The following is a 26,992-nucleotide window of genomic DNA, read 5'->3' as shown; positions in this document are numbered from 1 at the left end:
TCATGGAAACGCTGAACACCAAGCCGGACGAAGGCAAGACCCAGGATCAGCTTGGGGACGAGACGTTCATGTCCGCCGCGGACCTGCGCAATTACATGACCGAGATGAAAACGGCGAAAGCGTCCAAGTCCACGGAAGGCATGGATCGCGCCGAGAAGGCCCGTCAGGATCTGATCAAACGGATGTCGGAGCCGCTGGAACTGACGACCGAGCAATTGAGGGACATCCTCGTGCCGCTGAAGGCGAAGCTGCGCGCTGCGGCGGAGCGCGGACAGACGGAGCTGATGGTCATGCGGTTCCCCAATGACCTGTGCTCGGACCATGGGCGGGCGATCAACAATGCCGACCCGACCTGGCCGGAAACGCTGACCGGACGTCCGCGTCAAGCCTATGAGCTGTGGAGGGACCAGCTCCGGGATGCGGGCTTCAAGCTGAACGCGATGATCATCGAGTGGCCGGCCGGAATGCCAGGCGATGTCGGCTTCTTTCTCAAATGGGGCGAAACCAAGCGGTGACCCTTGACCGAGCCCCTCCCGTGCGGAAAACTTCGATGCGAACAGCGAAACAGCAGGTGGAACCTCGAACCGGACCCGATGACGATCCAGCGCTGACGCGTGTGGAGAAGGTCGCCCGCGCACAGGCGACGGTCACGCAGGTCTACCATGAGCGGTGCGCAAACGCGTGGCGGCGCTACCTCGGCGCGATGAAGGTCGCCGGCGAGCCGTTGCAGGACGGGTCGACCCGTGCCGCGACACCGCTCGAATTCTGGCGCGATGCAAGCTCCTACTGGCTCGACTTCACGCAGCGCTCCATCCTGTTCTGGGACACCCTGCGCCAGCGCGGCAACAACTGGATCGAGCACGAGAAGGCCGGCAAGCCGCCGCTTCTCGACTTCGATTGGGAGATGATCGCCGATGCCCGGACGTTCGCGCGTCCCGTGAACTACGCTCTCGTGCGCATCGCCCCGCCGGACGGCGTCACGACGGATCCGGAGCGCCGCCCCTTCGTTATCATCGATCCCCGGGCCGGCCATGGGCCGGGGATCGGCGGCTTCAAGCAGGACTCGCAGGTCGGCGTGGCGCTCAAGGCAGGCCACCCGGTCTACTTCGTGATCTTCTTTCCCGAACCGATGCCGGGGCAGACCCTTGCGGATGTCTCCCGCGCCGAGGCCGAGTTCCTCCGCATCGTCGGCGAGCGCCATCCCAAGACCCGCAAGCCGGTGGTGATCGGCAACTGCCAGGGCGGATGGGCCTCGATGCTGGTCGGGGCACTGGAGCCCGATCTGGTCGGTCCCATCGTGATCAACGGGGCGCCAATGTCGTATTGGGCCGGCAATGATGGCGAGAACCCGATGCGCTATGCCGGCGGGATGCTCGGAGGCACCTGGCCCGCGCTCCTGGCAAGCGATCTCGGGGCAGGAACCTTCGACGGGGCCAACCTCGTCGAGAACTTCGAGTACCTCAACCCGGCCAACACCTATTTCGACAAATACTACACGCTCTTTTCCAAGATCGACACCGAGCCGGAGCGCTTCCTCGAGTTTGAGCGCTGGTGGGGCGGATTCTTCCTGATGGGGCGGGACGAGATCAGGTGGATCGTCGAGAACCTGTTCGTGGGCAACAACCTCGCCGACGGCGACGCCGAGTGGTCGGAGGGGCGGGCCTTCGATCTACGGGCGATCCAGTCGCCCATCATCGTATTCGCGTCGCTTGGCGACAACATCACGCCGCCGCAACAGGCCTTCAACTGGGTCGCCGACCTCTATCCGACGACGGAGGCCCTCAAGGCGAACGGGCAGGTCATCGTCGGCCTGATGCACAAGAGCGTCGGCCATCTCGGCATCTTCGTCTCCGGGGCGGTCGCCAAGCGCGAGCACACCCAGATCGTCGACCTGATCGACTACATCGAACATCTACCGCCCGGCCTCTATGGCATGCAGGTCGAGGAGCAGAAGGTGGACGGGAGCGTGCGCTACGACGTGCTGCTGACTGAGCGTCAGGTCGAGGACCTTCAGGTCCTGCAAAAATATGGCCGCAAGGACGAAATGCCGTTCCAAGCCGTCGAAGCAACCTCCGAGATGCTTGCCTCCACCTACGAGACCTTCGTCCATCCCGCCGTTTCCGCCGTGGCGACGCCTACGGGGGCGGCCATGAGGCGGGCGCTGCACCCGCAGCGGGCGCAACGCTGGGCGGTGTCGGACCTCAACCCGTTCCTGTGGCCGCTCAAGGGCATGGCCGACATGACCAGGGCGAACCGGGCTCCGCGCGACACCGAGGGGCCGATGGCCATGATGGAACGCTGGACTGCCGCCCTGACCTCCGCCTCGTGGGATCTCTATCGTGACCTGCGCGATGCCACCGTGGAGAACACTTTCTTCCGGACCTATGGTCCGGCCGGAATCGGCATGGCGGCGGAAGAAGCGGCGGGCGTCCCGGATGAACCGTCCATCGCTGTCCGAGATACCCGTTTGGTCAAGGAGGCGCTCTCCCGCATCGAGGAGGGCGACCGGACGAGGGCGTTCGTCCGCACGGCGCTCCTGCTGATGAAGGCCGGTACGGGCCGTCGCAGGCTCTCGGCCATGAAGCGGGCCCGCGATCTTGTCGGCAAGGACATCGGACTCATCGACATGCCGGCGGAAGCGGCTCGCGGGATCATCCGGGAGCAGTCCTATATCGTCGATTACGAGCCGGTGAAGGCTCTGTCGGCGCTGCCGAAGCTTCTGCGAACCTCGGAGGACCGGCGTGGTCTGCTCGACCTGCTCGACCGCGTCGAGGGCCGGATCGAAGCCAACAGCGAGCAAGTCGCCTTGCTGGTCGAGATCAGGCGGCTGCTCGCCGAGGATGGGGCCGGAAGCGGAGAAAAGCGTGAGCCGATCACGGTGGAGTTGACGAAGGATCGGGCGGCCGGCCGTCCAGAGGCCATGACGCGGCCGAGGCGCCCCCGCCAGACCCGCGAAACCAGACGTGCGAGAGCAAGTTCATGAACGATCATCCGGCCGAGCTGCCTCCGGGCGCGCTTCAGTCAAACATACTGCATGGCAAGCGGGCGCTCGTCGTCGGCATCGCCAACGAGCACTCGATCGCCTATGGTTGCGCCAGGGTCTTCCGCCAGCTCGGGGCCGAGCTCGCGATCACCTATCTCAACGAAAAGGCCCGGCCCTACGTCGAGCCCCTTGCGAAGGAGCTGGGCGCCTCGATTCTTGTGCCCTGCGATGTGGGGCGCGACGGTGAGCTTGAAGCTGTCTTCGGGCGGATCGGCGAGACCTGGGGCAGCCTCGACATCGCCCTCCATTCCATCGCGTTCGCACCGAAGGAGGATCTCCAGGGACGTCTTCTGGACAGCTCCGGCGAAGGCTTCAAGGTGGCGATGGACATCTCCTGCCACTCCTTCATCCGCATGGCCCGCCTGGCGGAGCCCTTGATGAAGGAGGGCGGCACGCTGCTCGCGATGAGCTATCACGGCGCCAACAAGGTGGTCCCGAACTACAACCTCATGGGCCCGGTGAAAGCAGCGCTGGAGAGTGCCGTGCGCTATCTCGCCTATGAACTCGGCGAGAAGCACATCAGGGTGCACGCCGTCTCGCCCGGGCCCCTGAAAACCCGCGCGGCCTCCGGTCTGAAGGACTTCGACGTGCTTCTCACCGAGGCCATCGAGAGGGCTCCGATCGGCGAGCTGGTCGATATCGACGATGTCGGCCTGACCGCTGCATACCTGACGACACCCTTCGCCCGACGGCTGACGGGGACAACCACCTATGTCGACGGCGGCCTCAGCATCATGGCGTGATTGGACCGTCCTGGGACCGAAGGGCGACAAAGGGAGGTGCTGATGACGTTCGATGTTCCGTTGCCCAATCCGTCGACAGGCCCGGTGGCGCCCGTCCTCGGGCCGACTGCCTGGATGATCCTGGGAGAGCCTTCATGGCCGCGCCAATGAATCTGCATCCTGCCGCCCCCCACCACCTGCCGGTGTTCATCGCCGCGCCTGGCGAGACCGATGTCCTGATGGTCGTCGTGGCGGTGTTCCTGGTGCTCGCGGTGCTGGCCGTCGGCCTGCTGTTCCTGCGGCTGCACACCTTGCCCGAGCGCATGGCGCACAGGTCGCACAAGCTGCAATTCGAGATCGTCGCCGTGCTCGGACTGCTCGCCCTGTTCACGCATGTGCACCTGTTCTGGGTGGCCGGGCTCCTGCTCGCCCTGATCGACATTCCGGATTTTGGCAATCCACTTCGCAGGATCGCAGGATCGCTCGAAAGGATCGCCGGCCTGAAGCCCGGCGAAGGGGCCGGCGAGGCGCCGGATGAATCGGGGTTGGGCGCCAGTACGACGGAAGCAGCCAGCAGCGACGCGGTTCAGGTGCCGAAAACCATCGCCTTGTCCCGGACCCCGAAGGAGCGGACCCATGCTTGAGCTTCTCCTCTGCTCCCTGCTGACGATCCTGCCGGATTATCTCTACCGCCGGTATGCCCAGGGCAAACGGATCGGCAAGGAGATCACGCTCTTCTCGATGTGGTTCGAGCTGCGCTGGGGCATCATCACCTGCCTGATGCTCACCATCGGGCTGATCACGGTGATCTTCTACAACCACCCCTCGACCACGAACGCCACGGCGTTCTTCCGCACCATCCCGATCCTGCCCGAGACCAATGGGCGCGTCGCCGAAATCTTCGTTAACAGCGTGAGCGGCGCGGTCAAACAAGGCACGCCGATCTTCCGGCTCGACAACTCGAAGCAAGAGGCTGCAGCGGAGACCGCGCGCCGCCGGATCGCCGAGGTCGAGGCCGAACTGGTGGCCGCGCGGACCGATGTCGCGGCGGCCGAAGGCAGGATCATCGAAGCGAGGAGCGCCTATCAGCAGGCCGTCGACGAGCTGGAGACGAAGCAGGAGATCTACCGCCGCAATCCAGGCGCCGTGGCCACGCGCGACATCGAGCGGCTCCAGGTCACCGTGCAGGGGCGCCAAGGCACCATCGACGCCGCCACGGCGGCACGGGCGCAGGCGGAGACTCGGATCTCGACCCTGCTGCCGGCCGAGAAGGCCAGTGCCGAGGCCGAGCTGGCTCAAGCCCAGGTGGAACTGGACAAGACCGTGGTCCGGGCGGGCGTGAACGGGCAGGTGGAGCAGTTCACGCTGCGCGTGGGCGACGTCGTCAACCCACTGATGCGTCCCGCCGGCGTCCTGATTCCGGAAGGTGCCGGGCGAGGGCGCCTGCAGGCCGGCTTCGGTCAGATCGAGGCCCAGATCATGAAGGTCGGCATGGTGGCCGAGGCCACCTGCGCGTCGAAGCCCTGGACGGTCATCCCGATGGTGGTGACGGGCGTGCAGGACTTCATCGCGGCCGGCCAGATCCGCAGCGGCGAGCAGTTGCTCGACGCGCAGCAGGTGGTCCGGCCGGGCACGATCCTGGTCTTTCTCGAGCCGCTCTACGAGGATGGGTTCGATGGCGTCACGCCGGGCAGCAGCTGCATCGCCAACGCCTATACCAGCAACCACGACCTGATCGCTTCGGGGCAGGTCGGCACCCTGAAGGGGTTGGCCCTTCATGGGGTGGATGCCGTCGGGCTCGTGCACGCCATGATCCTGCGCATCCAGGCACTGGTGTACCCGATCCAGACCCTCGTGCTCGGCGGGCACTGACATACACAAGGAGGACGATTCATGGCCATCATGCCGAAGATGTCAGCCACGTCCGAGATGCGGCGCGGCACCGATGCGCTCGTCATGGCGGGCGATGGCGGTCAGGCCTTGGCGAAGTCGGCCGAGACGTGGATCGCCGTCGCTACGGAATGCCATCGCGAGATGATCGAATTCGTCTCGATGCGGCTCGGAAAGGACGGTGAGGCCGCCCGGGACATGCTGGGCTGCAGGAACCCGGCAGACGCGACGGCGATCCAGACCCGCTGGGTCGAGGAGACCCTGCGCGACTACGGATCGGAGATGACCAGACTGATGGCGCTGTGCACCAGGGCCATGAACGACGGGGGCCGGTCAGGACGGTGAGGGCTTCGCCAGAACCTTCGACACCGGCAAGGCTCCTGGCCCTTCTCAGGCAGAGGAACGCTCCATCCGGAGCGATGGCGCATCCCGAGCCCGGTCAGCCTCCGGGTCGATCAGGACGAACCCGGCAGAGGCCCCAACCACGGCAAGAAGTCCCGAAAGCAGGAGTGCGTTGCGGGTTCCTTCGGGAGTTCCGGCACTGGCATCGACCATCACTCCCATGACCGTCGGGGCAAAGGGACCCGCCAGCGTCGTGATGGCGTTGATCATGCCGAGGGCGGCTCCGCGCCGCGCGACCGGCGTGACGTCGGCAACCAGGACGGGGCCGAGCACGAACATCACGTTGCAGAGAGAGAACGCAACCACCGTACAGACGATCACGAGCACCGAGCCGGTGGAGAGCGACATCAGGATCACCATGAGGCCGGAGGCGAGGACAGCCGCGCATGCAACCCATCCGCCCGCGATCCGGCTCGAAACGCCCCGCCGCTTGAGGCCGTCGGAAAGGCTGGATACGCCGGGCAGCAGAATGATCTGGCAGAGAGAAACCAGCATCATGATCCAGCCGGCCTGGATTGGCGTAGCCGAAGGCTTGGTGCAGGAAGGCCGGCAGCCAGACGATCGCTATCGTCAGGAGCCAATAGGCGCTGAAGCCGACAATCTCGACCCCGACCACCGTCCGGCATCCGAGCAGGCGGCGGTATGACAGCTGTTTCTCGGGTTCGACGACGCTGCCCGTGACCCGGCCCTCGGCGACAAGGGGTCCCTCGCGGGCGACCATCAGCCAGGCGACACACCAGACGATGCCGAGCAGACCGAGCAGCCCGAAGGCGGCCTGCCACGACCAAGCGGCAATGACGGTGACGATCACCGGCGCAACGATCCCGTTGCCCGCCAGGGCTCCGACGGCAATGAGGCTTGTCGGCAATGCCCGGTGCTCTCTCGGGAACCACTTGTAGGCGGCATGGACCGCCACGGGGTAGGCGGGGCCTTCGCCGAAGCCAAGCAGCACCCGGTTGGCCACCAAGGCCGTCACGGTGACCGGCAGCAGCATCGGCAACTGGCAGAGGGACCAGATCAGCGCAAGGCCGGCCAGTACCCAGGTGGTGGCGACCCGGTTCACGAGAAAGCCGCCGATCGCCGCGCTCAGCGAGAAGAAGGTGAAGAAGCTCGCCGCGATCAGGCCGAACTCGGAATGGCTCAGCCCCATTTCCCGCATGATCGGAACAGCGGCCAGACCGAGCACCGCTCGGTCGGCGAAGTTGATGAGCATGAGCAGGCAGAGCATGCCCACGACGATCCAGTGGCGGGCGGGATCCGCCGCTCTATCCGTGGACGCGGCTCGTGGGCTCACCTCCGTCATCCGCTTATGCACTTTCCCCATTGCAACGGAGCCGCGGCGACCGGCTCGGTGCGCTGCATCCGAGCCGAAGCGTGACAGGCCACGGCCGTTCGCCCGTCATACGGAGGCTCAGCCGGCGTCGGTCCCTGCGGACGCCGGTACCCGGCATCCTCAATAATATCGGCGGTAGGCCCCACGGGGCCCCAGATAGCGCGGACCATAGTACCCTCGATATGCGCCATAGTAGCGAGGGCCGTAATAGACGCGCCGTGGATAGACCCGCGGCCCGTAATAAGCCGGGCGGGGATAGTAGCCCGGGCCGTAATAGACCGGCCGGGGATAGTAGTAGGCGGGACGGGGGTAATAGTAGCCCGGCCATGGGGCGTAGGCAGGATAGCCATAGGCCGGGTAGCCGTACCCATACCCGTAGGCAGGGGCCGTCGCGGCCGCGGTGATCAGCCCACCGAGGATCGCTCCGCCGACCAGTCCGGCCGCAACGGCACCGCCTCCCCAGCCCGACCGATAGTACCCGCCATAGCCCCAGCCCGGGCCGCGCCAGTATTGTGCGTCGGCCGTCCCGACACTGCCCGTCAGGATCAACGCGGCCGTGGCGAGTGTTGCAAGTTTCTTCATGGCAGCCTCCAAAGGCTTGATGTCCGCTCCGGTTCTCTTGCGTGCCTCCGGACCTGTGCCGCCTCGTTCATCGGCAGCGCACGGGATTGGCTCGGCCACGCGGACCGGACCCCGATCATTCTCGACCCTGGCGGCGACGCCGCAGATGACCCGCAGCCCGCAACGGGCCAGATTATACCCGCCGGAAGGACGTGCTTGATCGCTTGAGACAGAGTCTTGACAGTTTGAGACTGTTACTAAGCCGTCGCAGGGGCGAGCAACGCTCCGCGGTCGGGTTTTTTCGCGAGTCTCAACGGGAGCACTGCTTGTACTCTGTGCCGGTCGTATCCCGCTCGTTGAAATAGCGCCGGAGAGAGCCGTCCGGTTGCAGGGACATGAGAACCCTGACCTCGCTGCCGGCCACCGAATTGGCGCAGTCGAGGACGAGGAGCTGACGATCCCCGTTCGGCCGAGCCGACTTGATGCGGCACGTCGCCTGGGGCGTCCTCAGGCGGCTTCCGGTCACGATGAAGGCGGGGGCGAAGATGTCGACCGGTCGTTTGAACGAGACTCCCTTGCCGGCCGAGGAGTAGACCTCCTCACAATCCACGCTGCCCGACAGCCATGCGCCCTGGAACCGGGCAAGCCCACTCTGCGCCACCGCACCCGACATGGCGGACGACATGATCAAGATCAGGCCAAGTCCGGCAGGGCCCAGGAATCCCGCAAGTCTCATCGTGACCTCCCCGAGGACCGAATCGTCGTCCTCTGCTGCCCGCCAATGCAACATGGTAGGCGGGCTGCAACATCATGCTTGACGGAAGAGGACAAGCGCTTGGCAGTTTGGGCCATGGGCGTCGCGTCGATGGCGGGTGCTTCCTGGTCTGCCGGATACGGTCAGCCTCCGGGAGTCCTATGGAGAGGTAGCCGGTGCATGGTTGGAAGCGGCACCTGGGCGGGCGCTGAGACGAAGGTTGGGAGCAGGGTGGTGCCCTCGCTCCGTCCTCGCTCCTCCGACGCCACCGGGCGGTGATCGGCTCGCCCCATGCGGCGGCGCAAAGTGTCAAGAGGTTGTCCCGTCCGATCAAGCGCTGAGTTCCCGCTCGGCTATGGTGCCTTTCGAGAGGCAGACAAGCCATGAGGGCACTCCTGGTGGCCGCCGTCGCTGCGGGCTTCGTCACAGGTGCCGACGCCCAGTCAGGCTCCACGACCCTTGCGATGACCTGCGCCCAGGTCAGAGGGATCGTGGCTTCGCGGGGTGCGGCCGTGCTGCGTACCGGACCGGCAACCTACGATCGCTACGTTCGCGATGGGAGCTTCTGCGCGTTCCAGGAAACCGCACGTCCCGCCTGGGTCAGGACAGCCGACGTCGCGCAATGCCCGGTCGGAGGGGTCTGCCGCTCGGTCGAGATCGACAACGGGCGGTGAGCCGAGCTGTCCAGACCCACGCGGGAAAGAGACGATATCATGACGGACAAGCCCTATCCCGACGCACGCCTCGCGCCCGTGGCCTCCTGGCTGAAGCCATCTCTTCTGTGGCTCCTGGTTCTCGCACCCATCGCCGCGAGTCTCGATCATGCAGGCATCGCTCCGGCCGGAATCATCTTCTTCTGTGCCGCCTTGGCCATCATGCCGTTCGCCAAGCTCATCGTTCAGGGAACCGAGCAGGTCGCCGCCCATACCGGGTCGACGATTGGAGGTCTGCTCAACGCCACCTTCGGCAACCTCCCGGAGCTGATCATCGCCATGACGGCCCTGCGCGCGGGCCTCGTGGAAATGGTGCGCGCCTCCATCGTCGGAGCCCTACTCGCCAATCTGCTGGTGGCGCTCGGCCTGTCCTTTCTGCTCGGCGGCCTCCGGCATCACACGCAGAAATACAATCCAGACGCAGTGAGAACCTACTCGTCGACCATGGTGCTCGCCTGGATCAGCCTGGCGCTCCCTAGCGCCTTCCACCGTGTCCTGGAAGAGGAATCGCACCTCGGGGTGCACGCCACCCTGGATCTCGTCGTGGCCGCCGTCCTGCTCGGCCTCTACGGGCTCTTCCTGCTCTACTCCCTGAAGACCCATCCGGAAACCTTCGCCGAACTGAGCTCCCCCGCCGCCGACACCGGAACGCACGATCATCCCAGCCTCGCATGGGGTGTCGCGACGCTGCTGGGCGCGTCCCTCGGTGCCGCATGGATGAGCGAGATCCTCGTGGGCGCCGCCGAGCAGGCCGGCCATGCGCTGGGCATGTCGCAGATGTTCATGGGGGTGATCGTGCTCGCGCTCGTCGGCGGCGCCGCCGAGTCCGGCTCGGCGATCGCCATGGGTCGGGCCGACCGTGTCGACCTGAGCATCGGCATCGCCCTGGGAAGCTGCGTGCAGATCGCCCTCTTCGTCGCCCCCGTCCTCGTGCTGCTCGCACCGGCCATCGGACCGGCGGAGTTCCGCCTGGTGTTCTCCCAGGCCGAGATGTGGATGCTGTTCGGGGCGGTACTCCTGGGCGCAACTGTTGCGACGACAGGCCAATCCAACTGGTTCAAAGGCGCCCAGTTGGTGGCACTCTACGTCATCATCGCGGCCATCCTGTACCTCATCCCGTCCCCGACGCCGCAATAGGTGGACCATGTTGCGACAACTCCTCGTGGGTGGCGCCGTCAGCCTGGGCAACATTGCCATCCATGCCATCGTGATGGCGGCAGTCGTGGCAACCGGCCGCCGGGTGCTGAAATGGAAGCACAGTTCGGGACAGACCTGGCTTTCCGTCCTCATGGTGGCGGTCGTCGGAGTGCTCCTGGTCGCTCATGTGGCCGAGGTCATCACTTGGTCGCTCGCTTATGCGATCCTGGATGTCGCTCCTCCCGGGGCCGACGTGCTGTACTTCGCGTTCGTGAACTACACGACGCTGGGCTACGGTGACGTCTTGCCCGGAGAGCACTGGCGCCTGCTCGGACCGATGGCGGCCATGAACGGCGTGCTCTTGTTCGGCTGGTCGACTGCGGTCATCTTCGAGGTGATGAGGCAGGGTATGCGGCTCCGCGACCAGACGACCGGGGCGTGATCGCGTGCAGATGTGCGAGACGCCTTGATAGGGTTCGCACCGGTCTTCCAATGCCTGGACTAGCCGCATTTCCGCGGTCGCGCGTTCGGCTGCATCGTCCGGCCCATACGCCGGTCCAAAGCCGATCATCCTCGGCGGCCGCGAACATGACTTCTGATGCGGTGGTTGATCGGGGCTGAACCAAAACCGCCTTCGGTCTATTGACGTGAGGCCCGGGAACGCTTCGGTCGGCTTTCCCGTGGACGCTCGAACGTGGCGGGTGTAGGTGACCGTGATCGTAGCGAATGGACCGAATGGATGGGCATCGACTGGGACGTCGTCATCATCGGAGGTGGCGCCGCAGGGATTGGGGCCGCGCGTCGTTCGGCGGATCATGGACTGTCCACGCTGTTGCTGGAAGCATCGCAGCGGATCGGTGGCCGTGCCCTAACGGTCAACATCGCCGGGCATGCGCTCGATCTCGGCTGCGGCTGGCTCCATTCAGCCGATCGCAATCCGTGGGTCGGCATCGCCGAAGCGTCCGGTTTCGCCGTGGACCGCAGGCGGTCGGCCTGGAACCAGCAATATGGCGACCTCGGCTTTTCCCAGGCGGAGCAGGAAGCCGCCGATGAGGCTTATGCCGCATGGCACGAGCGCTTGGTCAGCGAGCCCACGCCAAGGGACTGCGCGGCCGATGCGCTGCAGCCGGGCGGGGCATGGAACGCCTATCTTCAGGCGATCAGCGGCTATATCAGCGGAGCCAGCCTCGAACGTCTCTCGGTTGCCGATTATCTCGCCTACGACAGGGCTTCAACCAGGTATAACTGGCGGGTCCCGGCGGGATACGGCACCCTCGTCGCGGCAGGCCTGCCGGCTACCGTCGCGCTGCGCGTCGCCACTCCGGTTGAAGCCATCGATCTTGATGTCGACGGTGTGAGCATCGTGACACGCGCCGGTTCGATCACGGCGCGAAGCGCCATCCTCACCGTTTCGACCTCGGTGCTCGCCGGTGGGACGATCAGGCTGCCGGCCTCACTCGACGATTGGCGACATGCCGCCGGAAGCCTGCCGCTCGGCCGGAACGAGAAGGTGTTCCTGGAAATCGTGGGCAACAGTCCCTTCGAACCGGAGACCCATGTGATTGGTGATCCACACGACGCCCGCACGGGGTCCTACTATATCCGCCCGTTCGGTCGGCCTGTGATCGAGGGATTCTCCGGCGGGGAGGGTGCCCGTGCGTTGGCCGAGAGCGGACCTGCGGCCGGCTTCGTCCATGCCGTCGATCAGCTTGCGGCGCTGTTCGGCTCGGAGGTCCGCGCCACGCTCCGTCCGCTGGCGGTGTCCGACTGGAGCCGCATGGAGCATGTGGGAGGCGCCTACAGCTATGCCCTTCCCGGGTGCGCGGGCGCTCGGGATCAGCTCGCCCGTCCCTTCGACCAACGGCTGTTCTTCGCCGGGGAGGCGACGGAGCGGTACGACTTCTCGACGGCCCACGGCGCTTACCAGAGCGGGCTGCGGGCTGCCGAGGAGGTCATCGCTGCGCTCGGTGCTCGCGCGTCCTAAGTTTACGGCGTCAAGGAACAGGGGGAGCGCCATGGCTTTGATCTTCATTACCGGCAGCACGGAAGGGCTGGGCCGCGCAGCCGCTCAGGCTCTGATCGGGCAGGGGCACCGGGTCGTTCTGCATGCACGATCCGCGCAGCGCGCCTCAGCGCTCGTGGATCTTTCGCCGCGTGCGGCCGGCGTCGTGGTCGGTGACTTGGGCAGTGCAACAGAGACCCGCTCAGTCGCGGCTCAGGTCAATGCCCTCGGTCGCATGGATGCCGTGATCCACAATGCAGGCATCTATGCGGTGAAGGACCGGTCGGCGACCCCGGAGGGGCACGCGGCCATTCTCGCGGTCAACACGCTTGCCCCGTACATGCTGACGGCCCTGGTCGAACGCCCTCAACGGCTGATCTACCTGAGCAGCGGCATGCACCGGGGCGGCACCGGGCCGCTGCACGATATCGACTGGACCGAGCGCCGCTGGGATGCAACCCGCGCTTACTCGGAAAGCAAGCTCTACGTTGCAGCGCTCGCTCTTGCCGTCGCTCGGCACTGGCCGGAGGTCTTGAGCCATGCGGTCGATCCAGGCTGGGTCCCGACCCGGATGGGTGGTCGTGGAGCGCCGGACGATCTGGAGGAGGGCCATCGCACCCAGACTTGGCTCGCGACGAGCAACGATCCGGCCGCAATGGTCAGCGGTGGGTACTGGTACCACCGCGAGCGGCAGGCCCCGGCCGCGGAAGCGTCCGATCCCGTGTTCCAGGACGCGCTCATGACCAGACTTGCTGCTCTGACCGGCATGACGCTGTTCTGAATCGAGACGGGGCCTCCGGCTCAAGGCTCGGGTTGAATATCGCTGGATCTGTCCGGGGCGGACCTGACGGTAACTTGCGCCTTGGACGACGTCCCGTACTGATCGTCGGTGACGTGCTCCATCCAGTCCACGGGTGAACCGTCGAGCTTCTCCTGGATGGCGATGTGACTCATGGCCGTGGTCGGAGACGCGCCGTGCCAGTGCTTCTCGCCTGGAGGGAACCAGACCACGTCGCCGGGCCGGATCTCTTCGACCGGACCGCCCTCGCGCTGAACGAGGCCGCGGCCCGTCATGACGATGAGGGTCTGCCCGAGCGGATGGGTGTGCCAAGCGGTGCGGGCGCCGGGCTCGAAGGTCACGAGGGCACCGGCGACCCGCGCCGGATCGGGCGGGCTGAACAGGGGGTCGATGCGCACTGTCCCGGTGAAGTATTCGTGCGGTCCCTTCCCGGATGGCTGTGATCCGGCTCTCGTGATGTCCATGGTCGAAGTCCTTGTGTTCGGAATCAGTGAGGCTGCTGTCGGCGATGTATCTAGGTCCGTTCCGCCGAAACGATGAGAGGCCTGGGTCTGCATGGACCGATGAGCCTCAGTCATGTATGGGCCCCATGAATGGAACCAGGTTGGCAGTGCCGTGGACGGCAAGCCTGCTGTCACGCCTGTATCGCCTCGATGGGTCTGCCGACAGTCGGCCGACCGCTGGTCGATCCCCCAATGAGCCTTATAACTCGTCCATCAGCTCGGGATTTCGACCAAAGCCTTGCCCCTGTTTCCGGTCCGGGTGGCGATGAGGCCGGCGTCGGTACAGCGAATAGGAGGAGAACACGGTCATGGATTACGTGAGGCTCGGCCGCTCCGGCCTTGAGATTTCCCGCCTGTGTCTCGGCTGCATGACCTACGGGGTTCCCGGTCGCGGAAGCCATCCCTGGACTCTGGACGAGGAGCAGAGCCGGCCCTTCATCAAGCATGCCCTTGAGCTCGGCATCACGTTCTTCGACACGGCCAATGTCTATTCCGACGGCACAAGCGAGGAAATTGTCGGCCGCGCGCTCAAGGATTTCGCGAGACGGGACGAGGTGGTGATCGCCACAAAGGTTCATGGCCGAATGCGCCCGGGGCCGAATGGAGCCGGGCTGTCCCGCCTTGCCATCATGACCGAGATCGACAACAGTCTGCGCCGGCTCGGCACCGATCATGTCGACCTCTACCAGATTCATCGCTGGGACTACGCGACACCCATCGAGGAAACGCTCGAGGCCTTGCACGATGTCGTCAGGGCCGGCAAGGCTCGCTACATCGGAGCCTCATCCATGTATGCCTGGCAGTTTGCCAAGGCGCTCTACACGGCGGACCTGAACGGCTGGACACGGTTCGTGTCGATGCAGAACTACTACAATCTCCTCTACCGTGAGGAAGAGAGGGAAATGCTGCGTCTGTGCCAGGCCGAGGGCATCGGCGTCATCCCCTGGAGTCCGCTCGCCCGCGGCCGCCTGACCCGTGACTGGGACGAGAGCAGCGCCCGTTCTGAGACGGATGAATTCGGCAAGTCGCTGTATGCCACGACCGCGGAGGCGGATCGCAAGGTGGTGGAGCGGGTGGCTGAGATCTCGGCCCGACGGGGCGTTCCGCGGGCGCAGGTCGCATTGGCTTGGCTGCTGCACAAGCCGGTCGTGACCGCACCGATCATCGGCGCCACGAAGCCGCAGCACCTGGACGATGCCGTAGCTGCTCTGTCCCTCGAATTGACACCGGAGGAGATTGCGCAACTGGAAGAGGCATATGTGCCGCACGCTCTCGCCGGGTTCGTTTAAGCGGCAGCATGCCATGCGCCACCGCGTAACCGATGTCCGTCGGGACTGCCCCAGCCATATCCAGCGCGCGGATGCGTACGCCCGATGGTCATGATCCAGGGGTTTCGAGACCGGAGCGAATCGAAGTCTGCGCTCTTAAGCGGCTGATGCACTGAGCTTTTCTGCTTTGGGGCGTCTGGGTTGGACCAGAAGTTCGCTCGGGTCCGTCGGGAGCAGGAGCATCCCGCCGTCGTCGAGCGACACGCGCAGGCGCGGGAACACCTCCTTGATATGGGCCAAGTCTCCCTTGAAGGCCTGCTTGAAGCTCCGGATGCTGGCGTTGTCGGAGCCGAATTGCTGATGAAGATTGTCCCAGCTCAACTTCAACGGCCGTTGCACCGTCCGCAGGCGGTATCCGAGCCAGAACAGCATGTCGAGCTTCCGGGCTGAGCCGGAGAACGCCCGCGCGGCCCGGATGTCGACCGGAAGCGCGTGCTGAATGAGATTGTCATAGAAGTCGGCGTGGAACTGAACGGTGTTCGACCAGAGCAAACCCTGATCGGAACTGCCGGTCAGCCAGATATCGAGCTGCCGGAACGGTGGGACGTTCAACGTGCTCGATCGCGATGCGCCGTCCCAGAGACCGATCTGCATCGTGCAGGCTGCCAGCCGGTTCAACTGCTCTTTGAACTGCCGGAGCGTCCCGCGCTCGCCGCCCGTCACGGGGAAGCCCATCTGCTTGATGAAGCCGGAGAGACTGTCTGCAACCTCGATCCGGGCGCTGCGCTGACGAACGGCCTCGGTGCAGAGGTGAAGCAGAACGAGACGAGCCTTTGGCCCATAGGGGAGCCCCTGAACCTCCATCTGGCCCGTCTTCGGGTTCTTGAGGCGACCAGCCATGATGCTGAGCGTGTTCCGACCATACTCGCGGAAGAACTCGCGCTCACCCTTTGGTTCCCTATACGGGAGCCCGCACAGGGCCAGAACGCTGTGAATGTTCTGGATGTTTTCCGGGGAGCTCGGTGCGGCTTCGATCACTTCACGCACGGCATCGCGACGTCTTTGATCTCGGCTCATGGCCGCACGCCGGGCCTCGACGGCAGATTGCTTCGCCTGCTGGGCGTCGCGCTGTTCCTGTTTATGGGCAATGTGCTCGACAATAGTCTTGAACATGAAATGGCCGCGCGCGCGCTCGACCTCTTCCAGGAGATCGGCATCACGGATCGTGGCAAGATGGTCTTCAGCGGTCATATTGCCTCTTGAACTCGTCGGGCGTGGAGGTGGCTCGCGGACTCGCAACGCCCCAATGCCGGGATCGGGTTCCTCGTGATGACCGGAGATCGAGAGTTATCCAGAGCTTTCGTCGCGCCTCCGCGCAGGAAGGGTCAACCGAGATCATTGGGAACAGATCGGACTTCTCCGATGCCCGCGTCCCTAGCGTAGCCCAGTCAGGACCACGCAGAGTTCAATACGCCCAGCAGGGTAGGGAAAGGCTGCTGGGACTCCGGCGTACCGGCCGGAGGTGCGCAGAGTTCGATACGCTCTGGTCAAAACGCCGGCCCATTGGAAGTTCGAACTCCTTCCAAGCGGAAAGGCTTCAAGTCTGCGCAGAGTTCGATGCAGGCTTCATGAAAATTTCGACTTGATCGACAGGCCTTTAGCACAGTGGCCGCGCCGAGTCCGATGCGCGAGCGCGCAGACTCCTATGTTGAGGCCCGGTTTTCCCACGCCGAGTCCGATACAGCCGAGCGCAGAGTTCGATACGGGACCACGCAGACTCCTATGCGGACTTCACGACTAAAAGTCTGATGCGATTGAGCTTTCGCCTCCTGCATATATCTGACTCATAATCTTGCTGAAACTGAGTCAATTCAAATACTTACCTATGGGTCTGAAAGTCTCTTTTTTGGAGGGAATGTTCATCCCGCAATCTCGGGTGTCATGAAGGCTCTGCGGCTCTGACCCGCCGATTCGAGGGCGAATCGAACTCTTCGTAGGTCCGGAATGGAGCGCGACTTGGGCTATCGATCTCTCAGTCCCGGTATTCACGCACCAGCCGCGCAATCCTCTTGAGATGCTGGTCGTGGATCTCAAATCCCTCCAGACCGTGGATCGTGTCGAAGAGATAATCCCGGCATGAGCCGAGCGCCCCATGGGCGGTGGCGATCACCCGGGCCGTGTCGGCCTCCGAGACGGGACGCACATAATTCGGTGCTGCCCGGTTGATGGTGAAAGCGATGCCCGCGGCGCCGGTGGGCAGGTCCGGGCCGGACAGCGTGACCCAGCGCGGCACATACGCTCCCGTCACCATTTCGCGCCGCCAGACCAGCTCGAGTTCCGTTTCCGCCTCGGAACGCGGGATGCGAAATGCCACACCCCTGCAGGAGCCTCCTCGATCAAGTCCCAGAACCAGGCCGGGGCGCTCCGGCGTTCCGCGCCCGATGGGGGTGGCCAGACAGAACTGGCGATGCCAGCCCCGGATCAGGACGGGTCGACGCTCGGCATAGTGGAAGGCGGGGTTCCAGATCAGGGAACCATAGCCGAACAGCCAGACATCATCGCCCGGAGCGGGTTGAGCAGCGAGCGTCGCTTCCAGGGATCGCCGCCGCTCTTCGTCGCCAAGCACCCGAAGGTTGCTCCCCGATCGCGCGATCATCTCGCTGACGAAGCCGTTCTGCAAAGCTTCCCGGGTGAGGGGATGCTTGTTCTTCCCGATCGATCCTTCCATTCCGTTCTCCGCTTTCGCGGCCGAAACCGAGCCGCGAGCAACTTGCGTCCCGAAGAGGATCCACTTGCCCTCGATCCGAGACAGTGGATGATATGTAGGTGTTGAAGCCCCCGTATGTTCATGTCCCAGACGCATGGCAGTGCCACGTAATGGGCCGGGTTCTTGCATAAGGGTAGCGCATTCAATGGACCGGCGCGGCAGGGAATATGGGGGTAACCCCGGGCAGATGTCTCCCGCAGGATCCCCGACAATGAATCCTTCTAGGAACCGCCCTTGACGTTTGGCGGGAACCTGGGAGGCGGTCCCGAGTCGCTCTGCCTTGCTCGGCCAGGCACTCGGTGACGCTGTCGCGTGGGTCCCGATCCATCCTTCATCATGGCCTATTCCAGCTTGGACCGGCGGCCTCAAGGGGCCATCACCGTCGCCCATCGAGCTCTCATCGGCCTTCTGGCAGAGAGCTTCCCGAGGAACTCGATCGGAAGCTCTGAGCCAAGTCGTCGGCGCCTTTGACCAGAAGTCCCAGATCGGACCCGACGGCAACGAACCCATAGCCCCATTCAATGTAGCGCCGGGCATCCGCCTCTCGCGGGGCAAGAATGCCGGCGGGCTTCCCGATAGCCTGAAGCCGCCGAACGGCATCTCGAATGGCAGCCTGTACCTCGGGGTGCTGAGGGTTTCCGATATGGCCCAAGGATGCGGACAGATCCGCCGGTCCGACGAACACGCCGTCGACACCCTCGACATTGGCGATTGCCTCCAAGTCTGCCAGAGCCTGAGACGTCTCGATCTGCACAAGAACGCAGGTCTCTTGATCGGCCTGCTTGAGGTAGGCCGGCAGCCGTCCGTAGCCGCTGGGGCGGCTCACCGACGTGATGCCGCGGATGCCTGCCGGAGGATAGCGACAGGCCGCGACGGCTTGTTCTGCTTCCTGAGCGGTTTGAACAAAGGGGATCAGAACGGCGGGCGCCCCGATGTCGAGGAGACGTTTGATGAGGACGGGATCATTCCAGGCGGGACGCACGATGGGTGTCGCCGTTCCGCCAGCGAGTGCCTGAAGCTGGCTCAGGATCCCCGGAACTTCGTTCGGGGAATGCTCCATATCGAGAAGGATCCAGTCGAATCCGCTCTGGGCGATGATCTCCGCCACGATGTTGCTGCAGAGGCTGCTCCAGAGCCCGATCTGCAGCTTCTCCGCCTTGAGAGCGGTTTTGAAAGCGTTGCGCTGAAGGTCCATCGTTGATCACCCTTGTGTTTGAATCATTGCTTCGGTTGCTTTGATGGTAATACCGGCCACTTTCCGGTCGAAGCCGGAGCTTCTCCCAAAAGCAGCGCATCGCTCGGAGGGTACAAGCGACAGACCTTCCGCCTCATGCGCTTGCACTCTGTCTCGCCTGCCATCACGTCGAGGCCCGTCATCGACAGTGATCATCAGCCAGCCTTGCCGAAGCGTTGCTCCACGGAGGCGATGTAGGCCTCCCGAGCCGGTCTGAGGTGATCCTGGCAAAGCTGAATCAGCCTCTCCCGATCGGAGGCTTCCAGTGCCTCGATCATCGCTTGATGGTCGTCCCTCGCCCTGGCGAGGAGCATGGGATTTGCCGCCGTATAGGAGCGAACTCCGTGAGCCTTCTGCGCGAGGGTGCGGATCGCTTCGATGAGGTGCGGATTGCCACAGGCTTCGAAAAGCGCAGTGTGGAACGCCATGTTCGCCCTGAACGCGGCCCGGGCATCGCCATTCTCGACTGCAGCCGAATGCTGCCCGTGGATTTCGATCAGCCTCGCAATCGTCTCCGGTCGGGGCGGCAGCGGGATTTCTCGCGCCGCCAGGGTCTCCAAAGCCTCCCGGACGAAATAGATCTGGCGGACATCCGTCGGGCTCATCATGCGCACCGTCGCGCCCTTGTTCTGAACGCGCTCGACCAGCCCCATGCGTTCGAGTTCGGCAATCGCCTCGCGCACCACATGCCGCTTGACGTCGAAACGAGCTGCGATGTCTTCCTCGATCAGTCTCTCCCGCGGCTGCAGCCATCCCAGGACGATGTCCTCCTCAAGGGCATTGGCTACCAGTCTCACACGATCGGTCGAAGCCTGACGTTCCCCGCCATCCATGCGATCCTCGCTTGGTCTCCGACATTATTGTTGACAATCCTGTTAGCACACCAATGATCTGTCGTCATGACCAATAATCCCAAGCCTTCCGCTTTCGGCCTGCGACGCAATCTCACCAGTTATGGCGACCCCGGCTTCTCCTTGTTCCTGCGCAAGGCTTTCATCAAAGCGGCCGGCTTCTCCGACGATGCTCTGGAACGCCCCATCGTTGGAATTACCAATACCTTCAGTGACTTCAATCCCTGCCACGGCAACGTGCCCCGCCTGATCGAGGCTGTGAAACGGGGCGTCATGCTGGCCGGCGGACTGCCGATGGAGTTCCCCACGATCTCCATCCACGAATCCTTCGCCAGCCCGACCAGCATGTTCCTGCGCAACCTCATGGCCATGGACACGGAGGAGATGATCCGCGCTCAGCCGATGGATGCGGTGGTGCTGATCGGAGGCTGCGACAAGACCGTGCCAGCGCAGCTCATGGCGGCTGCGAGCGCCGATGTTCCGGCGATCCAACTGATCACGGGCCCGATGCTGGTCGGCTACCACAAGGGCGAGATGCTGGGGGCTTGCACCGATTGCCGCCGCCTTTGGGGGCAGCACCGGGCCGGGGCTATGGACCAGGACGAGGTCGAGGTCGTCAGCGGCCGTCTGGCCCCGACCCAAGGCACGTGCATGGTCATGGGCACCGCAAGCACCATGGGCTGTCTCGTCGAGGCGCTCGGCATCGCCCTGCCGGGAACCGGCTCGATACCGGCCACGCATGCCGATCGGATCCGGGCCGCCGAGGCGAGCGGCCGCCAGGCCGTTTCATTGGCAGAGGGCGGGATCCGCCCCAGCGAGCTACTGACCGAGGCGGCTTTCCGCAATGCCATGGTGGTGTTGCAGGCCATCGGCGGTTCGACCAACGGCCTCATCCATCTGGCCGCGGTCGCGCGTCGGCGCGGCCTGAAAATCGACTTGGAAGAGTTCGATCGCATAGGGCGCGACGTTCCTGTCCTCGTGGACCTGAAACCCTCGGGGGCCAAGTACATGGAGCACTTCCACTGGGCCGGCGGCGTTCCCCGCCTGCTGCAGGAACTGCGCGATCACCTCGATCTGGACGCCGTTACGGTCACGGGCGAGACCATCGGGTCCATTGCCGATCATGCCGAGAACGTGCCTGGGCAGACGATCATCCGGAGCCGGGACAATCCTCTCAAAGGGACAGGTGCCATGGCCGTCCTGCGCGGCAATCTTGCTCCCCTCGGGGCGGTGATCAAGCACTCGGCGGCCTCGCCCGAGCTCCTGCAGCATACCGGCCGCGCGGTCGTGTTCGAGTCTGTCGAGGATCTCGTCGCCCGCATCGACGATCCGGAGCTCGACGTGTCGGCGGACGACGTTCTCGTCCTGCGCAATGCCGGCCCGAAAGGCGCCCCCGGGATGCCCGAGGCCGGCTATCTGCCGATCCCGAAGAAGCTCGCCCAGGCAGGCGTGACGGACATGGTCCGGATCTCGGACGCGCGCATGAGCGGCACCGCCTTCGGGACGATCGTGCTCCACGTCGCTCCCGAATCCGCGACCGGCGGCCCCTTGGGGCTCGTGCGCAGCGGAGACCTGATCCGGCTGGATGTGTCCGAGCGGCGTCTCGAGCTTCTCGTAGACGAAGTCGAACTCGGGCGCCGCGCCCAGGAATGGCGGCCGCCGCACCACCTGTTCGAGGAGAAGCGAGGATACTGGGGCCTCTATCTCAGGAGCGTGTTGCAGGCCGACGAGGGCTGCGACTTCGATTTCTGCTGACCCCATTCTCGAACGCACACGAGACCATTCCCTTGCCGGGTTTGCGACGCCCGATCGGGCGGACTAGGCCTTCCCCTTTCCATCAGCCAGGACATCACTCCATGAAGAAGCGCTCATTCGGCAGAACAGGTCAGCAGGTCGGGGAGGTCGGCTTCGGCGCTTGGGCCATCGGCGGCAGCTGGGGCAACGTCTCCGAGCACGACGCCGAAGCCGCCCTCCATGCGGCCCTTGATGCCGGCGTCACCTTCATTGACACGGCTGACGTCTATGGCGGCGGTCGCTCCGAACGATTGATCGCTCGCGTCCTGAAGCAAAGACACCAGGATGACGTGATCGTCGCGACGAAGGCCGGTCGTCAGCTGAACCCTCATGTGGCGGGCGCCTATACGGCCGACGCGCTGACGCGCTTTGTCGAAGGCTCGCTGGAACGGTTGCAGACCGATGCGCTCGACCTGGTGCAGCTCCATTGCCCGCCCACGGACGTCTACTACCGTCCTGAGGTGTTCGAGGCCCTCGACCGGTTGGTCCAAGCTGGCAAGATCAGACACTACGGCGTGAGCGTCGAAAAGGTCGAGGAGGCCATCAAAGCTCTCGAATACCCGATCGCGAGCGTGCAGATCATCTACAACCTCTTCCGTCAGCGTCCGGCCGAACTGTTCTTCCGCCTGGCTCAGGAGCGCCAGGTGGCGGTGATCGCCCGGGTGCCGCTCGCCAGCGGCCTGCTGACCGGCAAGTTGAGCGACAGCAGTCAGTTCGCGGCCGATGATCATCGGGCCTTCAATCGGCACGGAGAGGCGTTCGACGTCGGCGAGACGTTCTCGGGCGTCCCGTTCGAGGTGGGCCTGAAGGCCGTCGAGGAGTTGCGGTCGGTGGCCGGCACCCTGCCGATGGCGCAGTTCGCGCTTCGATGGATCCTGATGAGCGAAGCCGTGACGGTCGTCATTCCAGGGGCGCGCAATCCGGACCAGGCGGTCTCGAATGCGCGGGCGGCTGAGCTGCCTGCATTGACGGCAGACCAGATGGATGCCGCCCGGAGCATCTACGACCGTCTGATCCGCCCGCATGTGCATCAGCGCTGGTGAGGGCCTGCATCGGATTGGGCGCCGGGTCTGAGCCTGTCGAAATGGCCCGCGGAGGCTCAAAGCGTCCGCGATGCCCCAATCGACGCGCGGTCATGCGCCGGCCGAGGCTTGCTCAAGTTCGGCGGCGATGCCGCGCAGCGCCTGCTCGAAGGCACCGGCCGGCTGGCCGCCCGAGATCAGCCAGGTTCCGTTGATCACGATGGCCGGGACCGAGCGGATGCCGCGGGCACTCCACTCACGCTCGGCACCGCGGACCTGCTCCGCATAGCGTCCCGACGCCAGGATCTCGCGCGCCTCATCCCCATTGAGGCCGGCCGCGACCGCAGCATCCACGAGCACTCCATGGTCGGATAGGTTTGCGCCATCGGTGAAGTTCGCCTTGAACAGCGAGAGCTTCAGCTCCCGCTGGCGTCCGACGATCCCCGCCCAGTGGAGCAGCCGGTGGGCATCGAACGTATTGTAGATCCGGCTCTCCTCCGTCATGTTGAACGTGAAGCCAACCTCGGCGCCGCGCGATCGGATCATCGCGCGACTGGCGGCCGACTGCTCCGCCGTGGAACCGTACTTCTCCATGATATGTTCGACAAGATTCTGCCCCGTTGCGGACATCCCCGGATTGAGCTCGAACGGCTGGAAGGTGATGTCGGCCTCGACCGCGTCCGCGGCGTTGGCGAGCGCCTGCTCGAGCCCCCGCAGGCCGATGACGCACCAGGGGCAGGCCACGTCGGAGACGAAGTCGATCTTCAGGTGCTGGGTCATGGCGCTGCTCGCGGTCGTTCGTGGAAAGCGTGAGGTCACGGGATTGCTGAGATATCACAGTGTCGAGACCTCTAGGGGACGAACCCTCGAGGTCTTCGTTCACGTTCAGGCGATCCGTGCCGCGACGATCGCCTATTGGCAGATCCGGTAGCGGTCGCTCGATCCGTGCTGCTCGATGTCGACGTGCAGGTGGTCGTGGTGCGCCTCGTCCGAACCGGGACCGAGGATCGTCGTGAACCAGCCGCAGGCCGCCGTCCGCAGGGCTGCGAGTGCCGGATCCGGTGCGGCGTCGGGTTCAGGCTTGATCCGCAGGGTCGCCCCGTTGGCCAGCTCGAAGCCGGCGATGTCGATCGCGAGCCCTTGCGCATGGGCCGAGAGCTTGCCCGTGGCGGCTCGGTTCCGGTTGCGGCACTCGAAGCCCGGGCCGGTCTGGACGGCTTTCAGGTCGCTCCCCTTGATGCCCGCGACGAGCGGGGCGACGAGATCGCCGATCCAGTGCCCGAACGGTCCGGCGAAGCGGCAGGCCAGGACCGGCTGGTTGGCGAGCCGGACAGCTGTCTCCGGCTTCGTCGGAACCGGCACGGCCTTGAGCCGCACCGGCGTCTCGATCCGGCAGAGGTCGTTCGAGACCTGGGGCGGCTCCGCTGGCTCGATCTCGAACCCGGCCGCCTTCAGTCCGGCCAGGCAATCGTCGGCTGCCGGAAGGGCCGGTGGCGCGGCGGCGGTGGGCGCCGGGGAAGGCTCGGGCCGAGGAGCAGGAGCGGGAGAAGGAGGCTCGACGGGCCGTGGGGGCGGCAGAGGGGGAACGGGCTGCGCCGCGGCGACCTGGGCCATCAACACGGACACGAAAGCCGCGGCGGATCTGATCAACATCGGCTCCTCCAGCCTTCCAGATCAACGCCAAGCTGAGTTGAAGGGTTGCGACCTGTGCGTAGCGGCTTCGGATCCCCAATTAGAGGGCATGAGCCACGACCTTCGACCCCAGACACCGCCGCCACCAACCGCAGATCGCGCCGCCCCGCCGGAGATCGCCCTCTCGGACGAGGATCGCGAGGCGCTGCGGCAGGCCGTGCTCGCCCTCGAGGGGCCGAGCTACGTGGCCCGGCTTTCGGCCCTGGCCGGTCGGCCGGTCGAGCTGCTCGGGCAGGCGCTTCCGGTGCCGGTCTCGGACGTGATCTCGAAGGCTACCCAGACGGCGCTGACCCGCGCCCTGCGCTATGCCCTGAAGACGATCCCAAAGACGGGCAGGGACCCCGAGACCCGCGTTCACAAGGCGCTGGCCGCCCTGTCCGGAGCCATGGGCGGGGCGCTCGGCATCTCGGCGGTTCTGGTGGAGCTTCCGGTCTCGACCACGATCATGCTGCGGTCGATCGCCCGCGTCGCCCAGAGCGAGGGCGAGAACCTCGAGGATCCCGAGACGGCCCTGGCCTGCGTCCAGGTCTTCGCCCTGGGCGGGCATTCCGGCTCCGACAACCTGCACGAGGCCGGCTACTTCGCCGTGCGGGCCGCCATGGCGAAGTCCGTCACCCGCGCCCTGCAGCAGATGGCCGGGCGCGGCGTCGTCGACGAGAGCACCTCGGCCATCCTCCGCTTGGTGGCCCAGATCGGAGCCCGCTTCGGGGTGGTCGTGTCGCAGAAGGTCGCCGCCCAGGCGGTTCCGGTGATCGGGGCGATCGGAGGCGCGGCGGTCAACGCTGCCTTCATCGATCACTTCCAGACGCTGGCCCGCGGACATTTCACCGTACGCCGGCTGGAGCGGATCTACGGCAAGGGGACGGTGCGGGCGGCCTATGACCGGATCCGGTCTCAGGAAGGCGTGTGAGCCCGTGCACATGCCCAAGTCGTCGCCCAAGTCCTCGCCGAAGTCATCGCGCAACGCCGGGATCCTGTCGTCGGCGTTCTTCGCCCGCGACGCCGTCACCATCGCCCAGGATCTTGTCGGGGCAACCCTGCTCGTCGAGGGAATCGGCGGCGTGATCGTCGAAACCGAGGCCTACACGGGCGACGATCCGGCCTCGCACAGCTTCTGCGGCCCGACCGTACGGAACGCGGCCATGTTCGGTCCGGCCGGTCATGCCTACGTGTACCGATCCTACGGGATCCACTGGTGTCTCAACGTCGTCTGCCTGCCGGGGAGCGCGGTCCTGATCCGGGCCCTGGAGCCCACCGCCGGACTCGGGACGATGATGGCGCGGCGAGGGCTCGACGATCCTCGCCTTCTCTGCGCGGGCCCTGGTCGGCTCTGTCAGGCCCTGGGCGTGACGATCGCCCACAACGGGCTGCCGTTGGACCAGGCGCCCTTCCAGGTCTTCGGCCGGGAGGAACCGGTCGAAGTGACCGCGGGGCCGAGGATCGGGATCTCCCGCGCCACCGACAGGCTCTGGCGCTTTGCGCTCGCCGGATCGCGCTTCGTCAGCCGGAAGATCTGATCGGGATTTCGGGCCGGCCCGATCACCACCGGGGCCTTGGCTCGTCCCGGCCCGGATCGTCGGTGAAGCCGGGCTGGGGCCTATAGGGCGCACCTCGCCGGGCATGCTCCGGCTCCTCCGACCAGTGCGGCTCCCGCCCCGGCTCGGGGTCCGAGATGCCGTTCAGGAGGGCCAGGCTTCCCTGGAGCACGGAGCGCACCGCGTCGACCGCCATGTCGGCGATGTCGCGCAGGCGCAGGTCGCCGATGGCGGCAGGGCGATGCTGGGCCTCTGCGTACGGCCCATAGGGGTCGGCGGCGGAGCGCTCCGGCATCAGGCCGGAGAACACGCCGGCTCCGCCCAGGAGCACGAGAATGACCAGCGGAACCACGAAGCGGAACGCCAGGCCGACGACCCTCGACACGATGACGTAGCCGATGATCAGAACGATTGCAGTCGCGACGATGCCGGTGCTCAAGGAACTCGTACCCCATGATGGTCGATGCGGAGCGGGGTCATCCGGAACATCGACGGCTTTTTAATGAGTCTGACGAATGCGAGGGCACGGACCCCGGCCGCGCCCCTTGCCCCAGGCCCGCCGCTAGACGACCCGGGCCGCGACAGCCAGGGCGGTCTCGAGGAGGTTCTGCACGCGCCGCCGCCGCGCCGCCTGCCGGAAGGCCGCCGCCACGCAGGGGCAGCCATGCCCGTCCAGCGCCGAGGCCAGGAGGGCAAGCTCGTCCGCCAGGCCGTCCGGCCCGAAGGCCGCGTCGTCCAGGGCGGCGTTTTGGCCAGAGGTCGCATGCGATCGGCACGGGTCGTTCATCGGCTGCATCTCGTTGTGGTGGGTGGGGGCCTGCCGCAGATGTGATCGACACCTCCGGAGCGCAAGGCCGGGGCTTGCCGTCGGCGCTCCGATCCTCTAGCCAATCCAAGCGCGGCCGTGGCGGAATTGGTAGACGCACTACCTTGAGGTGGTAGCGGGGAGACCCGTGGAGGTTCGAGTCCT

The 26,992-nt window shown here is 65.4% G+C and carries 30 protein-coding genes and 1 pseudogene; 18 read left to right on the top strand and 13 right to left on the bottom strand.

Annotated features, from left to right (window positions below; all coding sequences use genetic code 11):
• Positions 1 to 2: 2 nt before the first annotated feature.
• The 6 genes from KBI52_RS16255 (at position 3) to KBI52_RS16230 (ending at position 6,000) form a co-directional block, all read left to right on the top strand.
• Complete coding sequence (locus KBI52_RS16255) at positions 3 to 515, top strand: hypothetical protein (protein WP_210808704.1); 513 nt, start codon at positions 3 to 5, stop codon at positions 513 to 515.
• A gap of 35 nt (positions 516 to 550) precedes the next feature.
• Positions 551 to 2,983: a DUF3141 domain-containing protein gene (locus tag KBI52_RS16250; RefSeq protein WP_210808702.1), complete on the top strand. Its 2,433-nt coding sequence runs from the start codon at positions 551 to 553 to the stop codon at positions 2,981 to 2,983.
• Complete coding sequence (gene fabI, locus KBI52_RS16245) at positions 2,980 to 3,786, top strand: enoyl-ACP reductase FabI (RefSeq protein ID WP_173946814.1); 807 nt, start codon at positions 2,980 to 2,982, stop codon at positions 3,784 to 3,786. Before KBI52_RS16250 ends, fabI begins: the two co-directional genes overlap by 4 nt.
• A gap of 134 nt (positions 3,787 to 3,920) precedes the next feature.
• A complete protein-coding gene (locus tag KBI52_RS16240; protein ID WP_371823178.1) occupies positions 3,921 to 4,409 on the top strand; it encodes a hypothetical protein in 489 nt (162 codons plus the stop codon).
• A complete protein-coding gene (locus KBI52_RS16235) occupies positions 4,402 to 5,637 on the top strand; it encodes an HlyD family secretion protein (protein ID WP_173946815.1) in 1,236 nt (411 codons plus the stop codon). Before KBI52_RS16240 ends, KBI52_RS16235 begins: the two co-directional genes overlap by 8 nt.
• A 21-nt stretch (positions 5,638 to 5,658) precedes the next feature.
• The gene (locus KBI52_RS16230; RefSeq protein WP_173946816.1) at positions 5,659 to 6,000 is read left to right on the top strand and encodes a phasin family protein; all 342 of its coding nucleotides are present in this window, start codon (positions 5,659 to 5,661) and stop codon (positions 5,998 to 6,000) included.
• A 45-nt stretch (positions 6,001 to 6,045) separates the two neighbouring features.
• Here KBI52_RS16230 and KBI52_RS33000 read toward each other — a convergent pair whose 3' ends face one another.
• A complete protein-coding gene (locus KBI52_RS33000) occupies positions 6,046 to 6,552 on the bottom strand; it encodes an MFS transporter (RefSeq protein WP_247654434.1) in 507 nt (168 codons plus the stop codon).
• A gap of 1 nt (position 6,553) precedes the next feature.
• On the opposite strand from KBI52_RS33000, the gene KBI52_RS32995 reads away from it, so the two are divergent.
• Complete coding sequence (locus KBI52_RS32995) at positions 6,554 to 6,703, top strand: hypothetical protein (RefSeq protein WP_247654433.1); 150 nt, start codon at positions 6,554 to 6,556, stop codon at positions 6,701 to 6,703.
• On the opposite strand, the pseudogene KBI52_RS34175 reads toward KBI52_RS32995, so the two are convergent.
• The 3 genes and pseudogenes from KBI52_RS34175 to KBI52_RS16215 all read right to left on the bottom strand — a co-directional run.
• Positions 6,635 to 7,270, bottom strand: a pseudogene (locus KBI52_RS34175) (MFS transporter); the annotation flags it as partial. The gene KBI52_RS32995 and the pseudogene KBI52_RS34175 overlap by 69 nt on opposite strands.
• Before the next feature lie 240 nt (positions 7,271 to 7,510).
• Complete coding sequence (locus KBI52_RS16220) at positions 7,511 to 7,972, bottom strand: hypothetical protein (protein WP_210808697.1); 462 nt, start codon at positions 7,970 to 7,972, stop codon at positions 7,511 to 7,513.
• A 289-nt stretch (positions 7,973 to 8,261) separates the two neighbouring features.
• Positions 8,262 to 8,687 (bottom strand): hypothetical protein, encoded by a 426-nt coding sequence (locus KBI52_RS16215; protein WP_173946819.1) that lies wholly within the window; start codon positions 8,685 to 8,687, stop codon positions 8,262 to 8,264.
• A gap of 401 nt (positions 8,688 to 9,088) precedes the next feature.
• On the opposite strand from KBI52_RS16215, the gene KBI52_RS16210 reads away from it, so the two are divergent.
• The 5 genes from KBI52_RS16210 to KBI52_RS16190 all read left to right on the top strand — a co-directional run bounded on the left by KBI52_RS16210 (position 9,089) and on the right by KBI52_RS16190 (position 13,338).
• Complete coding sequence (locus tag KBI52_RS16210; protein WP_210808695.1) at positions 9,089 to 9,379, top strand: hypothetical protein; 291 nt, start codon at positions 9,089 to 9,091, stop codon at positions 9,377 to 9,379.
• A 39-nt stretch (positions 9,380 to 9,418) separates the two neighbouring features.
• Positions 9,419 to 10,555 carry a calcium/proton exchanger gene (gene cax, locus KBI52_RS16205; RefSeq protein WP_210808693.1) on the top strand — a complete coding sequence of 379 codons (1,137 nt, stop codon included), beginning with the start codon at positions 9,419 to 9,421 and terminating at the stop codon, positions 10,553 to 10,555.
• A gap of 7 nt (positions 10,556 to 10,562) precedes the next feature.
• On the top strand, positions 10,563 to 10,997 hold the full coding sequence (locus KBI52_RS16200) for a potassium channel family protein (RefSeq protein ID WP_173946822.1): 435 nt from the start codon (positions 10,563 to 10,565) through the stop codon (positions 10,995 to 10,997).
• Between the two features lie 297 nt (positions 10,998 to 11,294).
• A complete protein-coding gene (locus tag KBI52_RS16195) occupies positions 11,295 to 12,539 on the top strand; it encodes an NAD(P)/FAD-dependent oxidoreductase (RefSeq protein ID WP_210808718.1) in 1,245 nt (414 codons plus the stop codon).
• 31 nt (positions 12,540 to 12,570) lie between these two features.
• The gene (locus KBI52_RS16190; RefSeq protein WP_210808691.1) at positions 12,571 to 13,338 is read left to right on the top strand and encodes an SDR family NAD(P)-dependent oxidoreductase; all 768 of its coding nucleotides are present in this window, start codon (positions 12,571 to 12,573) and stop codon (positions 13,336 to 13,338) included.
• Between the two features lie 20 nt (positions 13,339 to 13,358).
• On the opposite strand, the gene KBI52_RS16185 is transcribed toward KBI52_RS16190, so the two are convergent.
• Positions 13,359 to 13,820, bottom strand: a complete 462-nt coding sequence (locus tag KBI52_RS16185; protein ID WP_210808689.1) for a cupin domain-containing protein — start codon at positions 13,818 to 13,820, stop codon at positions 13,359 to 13,361.
• A 347-nt stretch (positions 13,821 to 14,167) separates the two neighbouring features.
• On the opposite strand from KBI52_RS16185, the gene KBI52_RS16180 reads away from it, so the two are divergent.
• On the top strand, positions 14,168 to 15,148 hold the full coding sequence (locus KBI52_RS16180; protein ID WP_210808687.1) for an aldo/keto reductase: 981 nt from the start codon (positions 14,168 to 14,170) through the stop codon (positions 15,146 to 15,148).
• Positions 15,149 to 15,283: 135 nt separating this feature from the next.
• Here KBI52_RS16180 and KBI52_RS16175 read toward each other — a convergent pair whose 3' ends face one another.
• From KBI52_RS16175 to KBI52_RS16160, 4 genes are all read right to left on the bottom strand, one after another.
• Complete coding sequence (locus tag KBI52_RS16175) at positions 15,284 to 16,378, bottom strand: replication protein RepA (RefSeq protein ID WP_173946827.1); 1,095 nt, start codon at positions 16,376 to 16,378, stop codon at positions 15,284 to 15,286.
• Between the two features lie 781 nt (positions 16,379 to 17,159).
• Positions 17,160 to 17,855: a gamma-glutamylcyclotransferase gene (locus KBI52_RS16170; RefSeq protein WP_210808685.1), complete on the bottom strand. Its 696-nt coding sequence runs from the start codon at positions 17,853 to 17,855 to the stop codon at positions 17,160 to 17,162.
• A 436-nt stretch (positions 17,856 to 18,291) separates the two neighbouring features.
• Positions 18,292 to 19,089, bottom strand: coding sequence for an HpcH/HpaI aldolase/citrate lyase family protein (locus KBI52_RS16165; RefSeq protein WP_173946829.1), 798 nt, complete (start codon positions 19,087 to 19,089; stop codon positions 18,292 to 18,294).
• 194 nt (positions 19,090 to 19,283) lie between these two features.
• A complete protein-coding gene (locus tag KBI52_RS16160; RefSeq protein WP_173946830.1) occupies positions 19,284 to 19,961 on the bottom strand; it encodes a GntR family transcriptional regulator in 678 nt (225 codons plus the stop codon).
• A 66-nt stretch (positions 19,962 to 20,027) separates the two neighbouring features.
• Here KBI52_RS16160 and KBI52_RS16155 point away from each other — a divergent pair, with 66 nt between their 5' ends.
• Together KBI52_RS16155 and KBI52_RS16150 are read left to right on the top strand one after the other, a co-directional pair.
• Positions 20,028 to 21,734, top strand: a complete 1,707-nt coding sequence (locus tag KBI52_RS16155; RefSeq protein ID WP_173946831.1) for an IlvD/Edd family dehydratase — start codon at positions 20,028 to 20,030, stop codon at positions 21,732 to 21,734.
• 101 nt (positions 21,735 to 21,835) lie between these two features.
• Positions 21,836 to 22,816: an aldo/keto reductase gene (locus KBI52_RS16150; RefSeq protein WP_173946832.1), complete on the top strand. Its 981-nt coding sequence runs from the start codon at positions 21,836 to 21,838 to the stop codon at positions 22,814 to 22,816.
• Positions 22,817 to 22,906: 90 nt separating this feature from the next.
• Here KBI52_RS16150 and KBI52_RS16145 read toward each other — a convergent pair whose 3' ends face one another.
• Positions 22,907 to 23,575, bottom strand: coding sequence for a DsbA family oxidoreductase (locus tag KBI52_RS16145; protein ID WP_210808683.1), 669 nt, complete (start codon positions 23,573 to 23,575; stop codon positions 22,907 to 22,909).
• On the opposite strand from KBI52_RS16145, the gene KBI52_RS16140 reads away from it, so the two are divergent.
• Complete coding sequence (locus tag KBI52_RS16140) at positions 23,574 to 23,726, top strand: hypothetical protein (protein ID WP_210808681.1); 153 nt, start codon at positions 23,574 to 23,576, stop codon at positions 23,724 to 23,726. The genes KBI52_RS16145 and KBI52_RS16140 overlap by 2 nt on opposite strands.
• On the opposite strand, the gene KBI52_RS16135 is transcribed toward KBI52_RS16140, so the two are convergent.
• Positions 23,708 to 24,448 carry an extensin family protein gene (locus KBI52_RS16135; RefSeq protein ID WP_210808679.1) on the bottom strand — a complete coding sequence of 247 codons (741 nt, stop codon included), beginning with the start codon at positions 24,446 to 24,448 and terminating at the stop codon, positions 23,708 to 23,710. The two genes, KBI52_RS16140 and KBI52_RS16135, sit on opposite strands and share 19 nt — an antisense overlap.
• 88 nt (positions 24,449 to 24,536) lie before the next feature.
• Here KBI52_RS16135 and KBI52_RS16130 point away from each other — a divergent pair, with 88 nt between their 5' ends.
• Both KBI52_RS16130 and KBI52_RS16125 read left to right on the top strand, forming a co-directional pair.
• On the top strand, positions 24,537 to 25,397 hold the full coding sequence (locus KBI52_RS16130) for an EcsC family protein (RefSeq protein ID WP_210808677.1): 861 nt from the start codon (positions 24,537 to 24,539) through the stop codon (positions 25,395 to 25,397).
• Positions 25,398 to 25,407: 10 nt separating this feature from the next.
• Positions 25,408 to 26,004, top strand: a complete 597-nt coding sequence (locus KBI52_RS16125; protein WP_210808675.1) for a DNA-3-methyladenine glycosylase — start codon at positions 25,408 to 25,410, stop codon at positions 26,002 to 26,004.
• A 22-nt stretch (positions 26,005 to 26,026) separates the two neighbouring features.
• On the opposite strand, the gene KBI52_RS16120 is transcribed toward KBI52_RS16125, so the two are convergent.
• Together KBI52_RS16120 and KBI52_RS16115 are read right to left on the bottom strand one after the other, a co-directional pair.
• On the bottom strand, positions 26,027 to 26,461 hold the full coding sequence (locus KBI52_RS16120; protein WP_210808673.1) for a hypothetical protein: 435 nt from the start codon (positions 26,459 to 26,461) through the stop codon (positions 26,027 to 26,029).
• Between the two features lie 123 nt (positions 26,462 to 26,584).
• Positions 26,585 to 26,809 (bottom strand): hypothetical protein, encoded by a 225-nt coding sequence (locus tag KBI52_RS16115; RefSeq protein WP_173946838.1) that lies wholly within the window; start codon positions 26,807 to 26,809, stop codon positions 26,585 to 26,587.
• Between the last annotated feature and the right edge of the window lie 183 nt (positions 26,810 to 26,992).

It is taken from the genome of Microvirga sp. HBU67558, assembly GCF_018069605.1.
Lineage (GTDB): Bacteria > Pseudomonadota > Alphaproteobacteria > Rhizobiales > Beijerinckiaceae > Microvirga > Microvirga terrae.
This window is presented reverse-complemented; position numbering and strand designations above follow the sequence as displayed.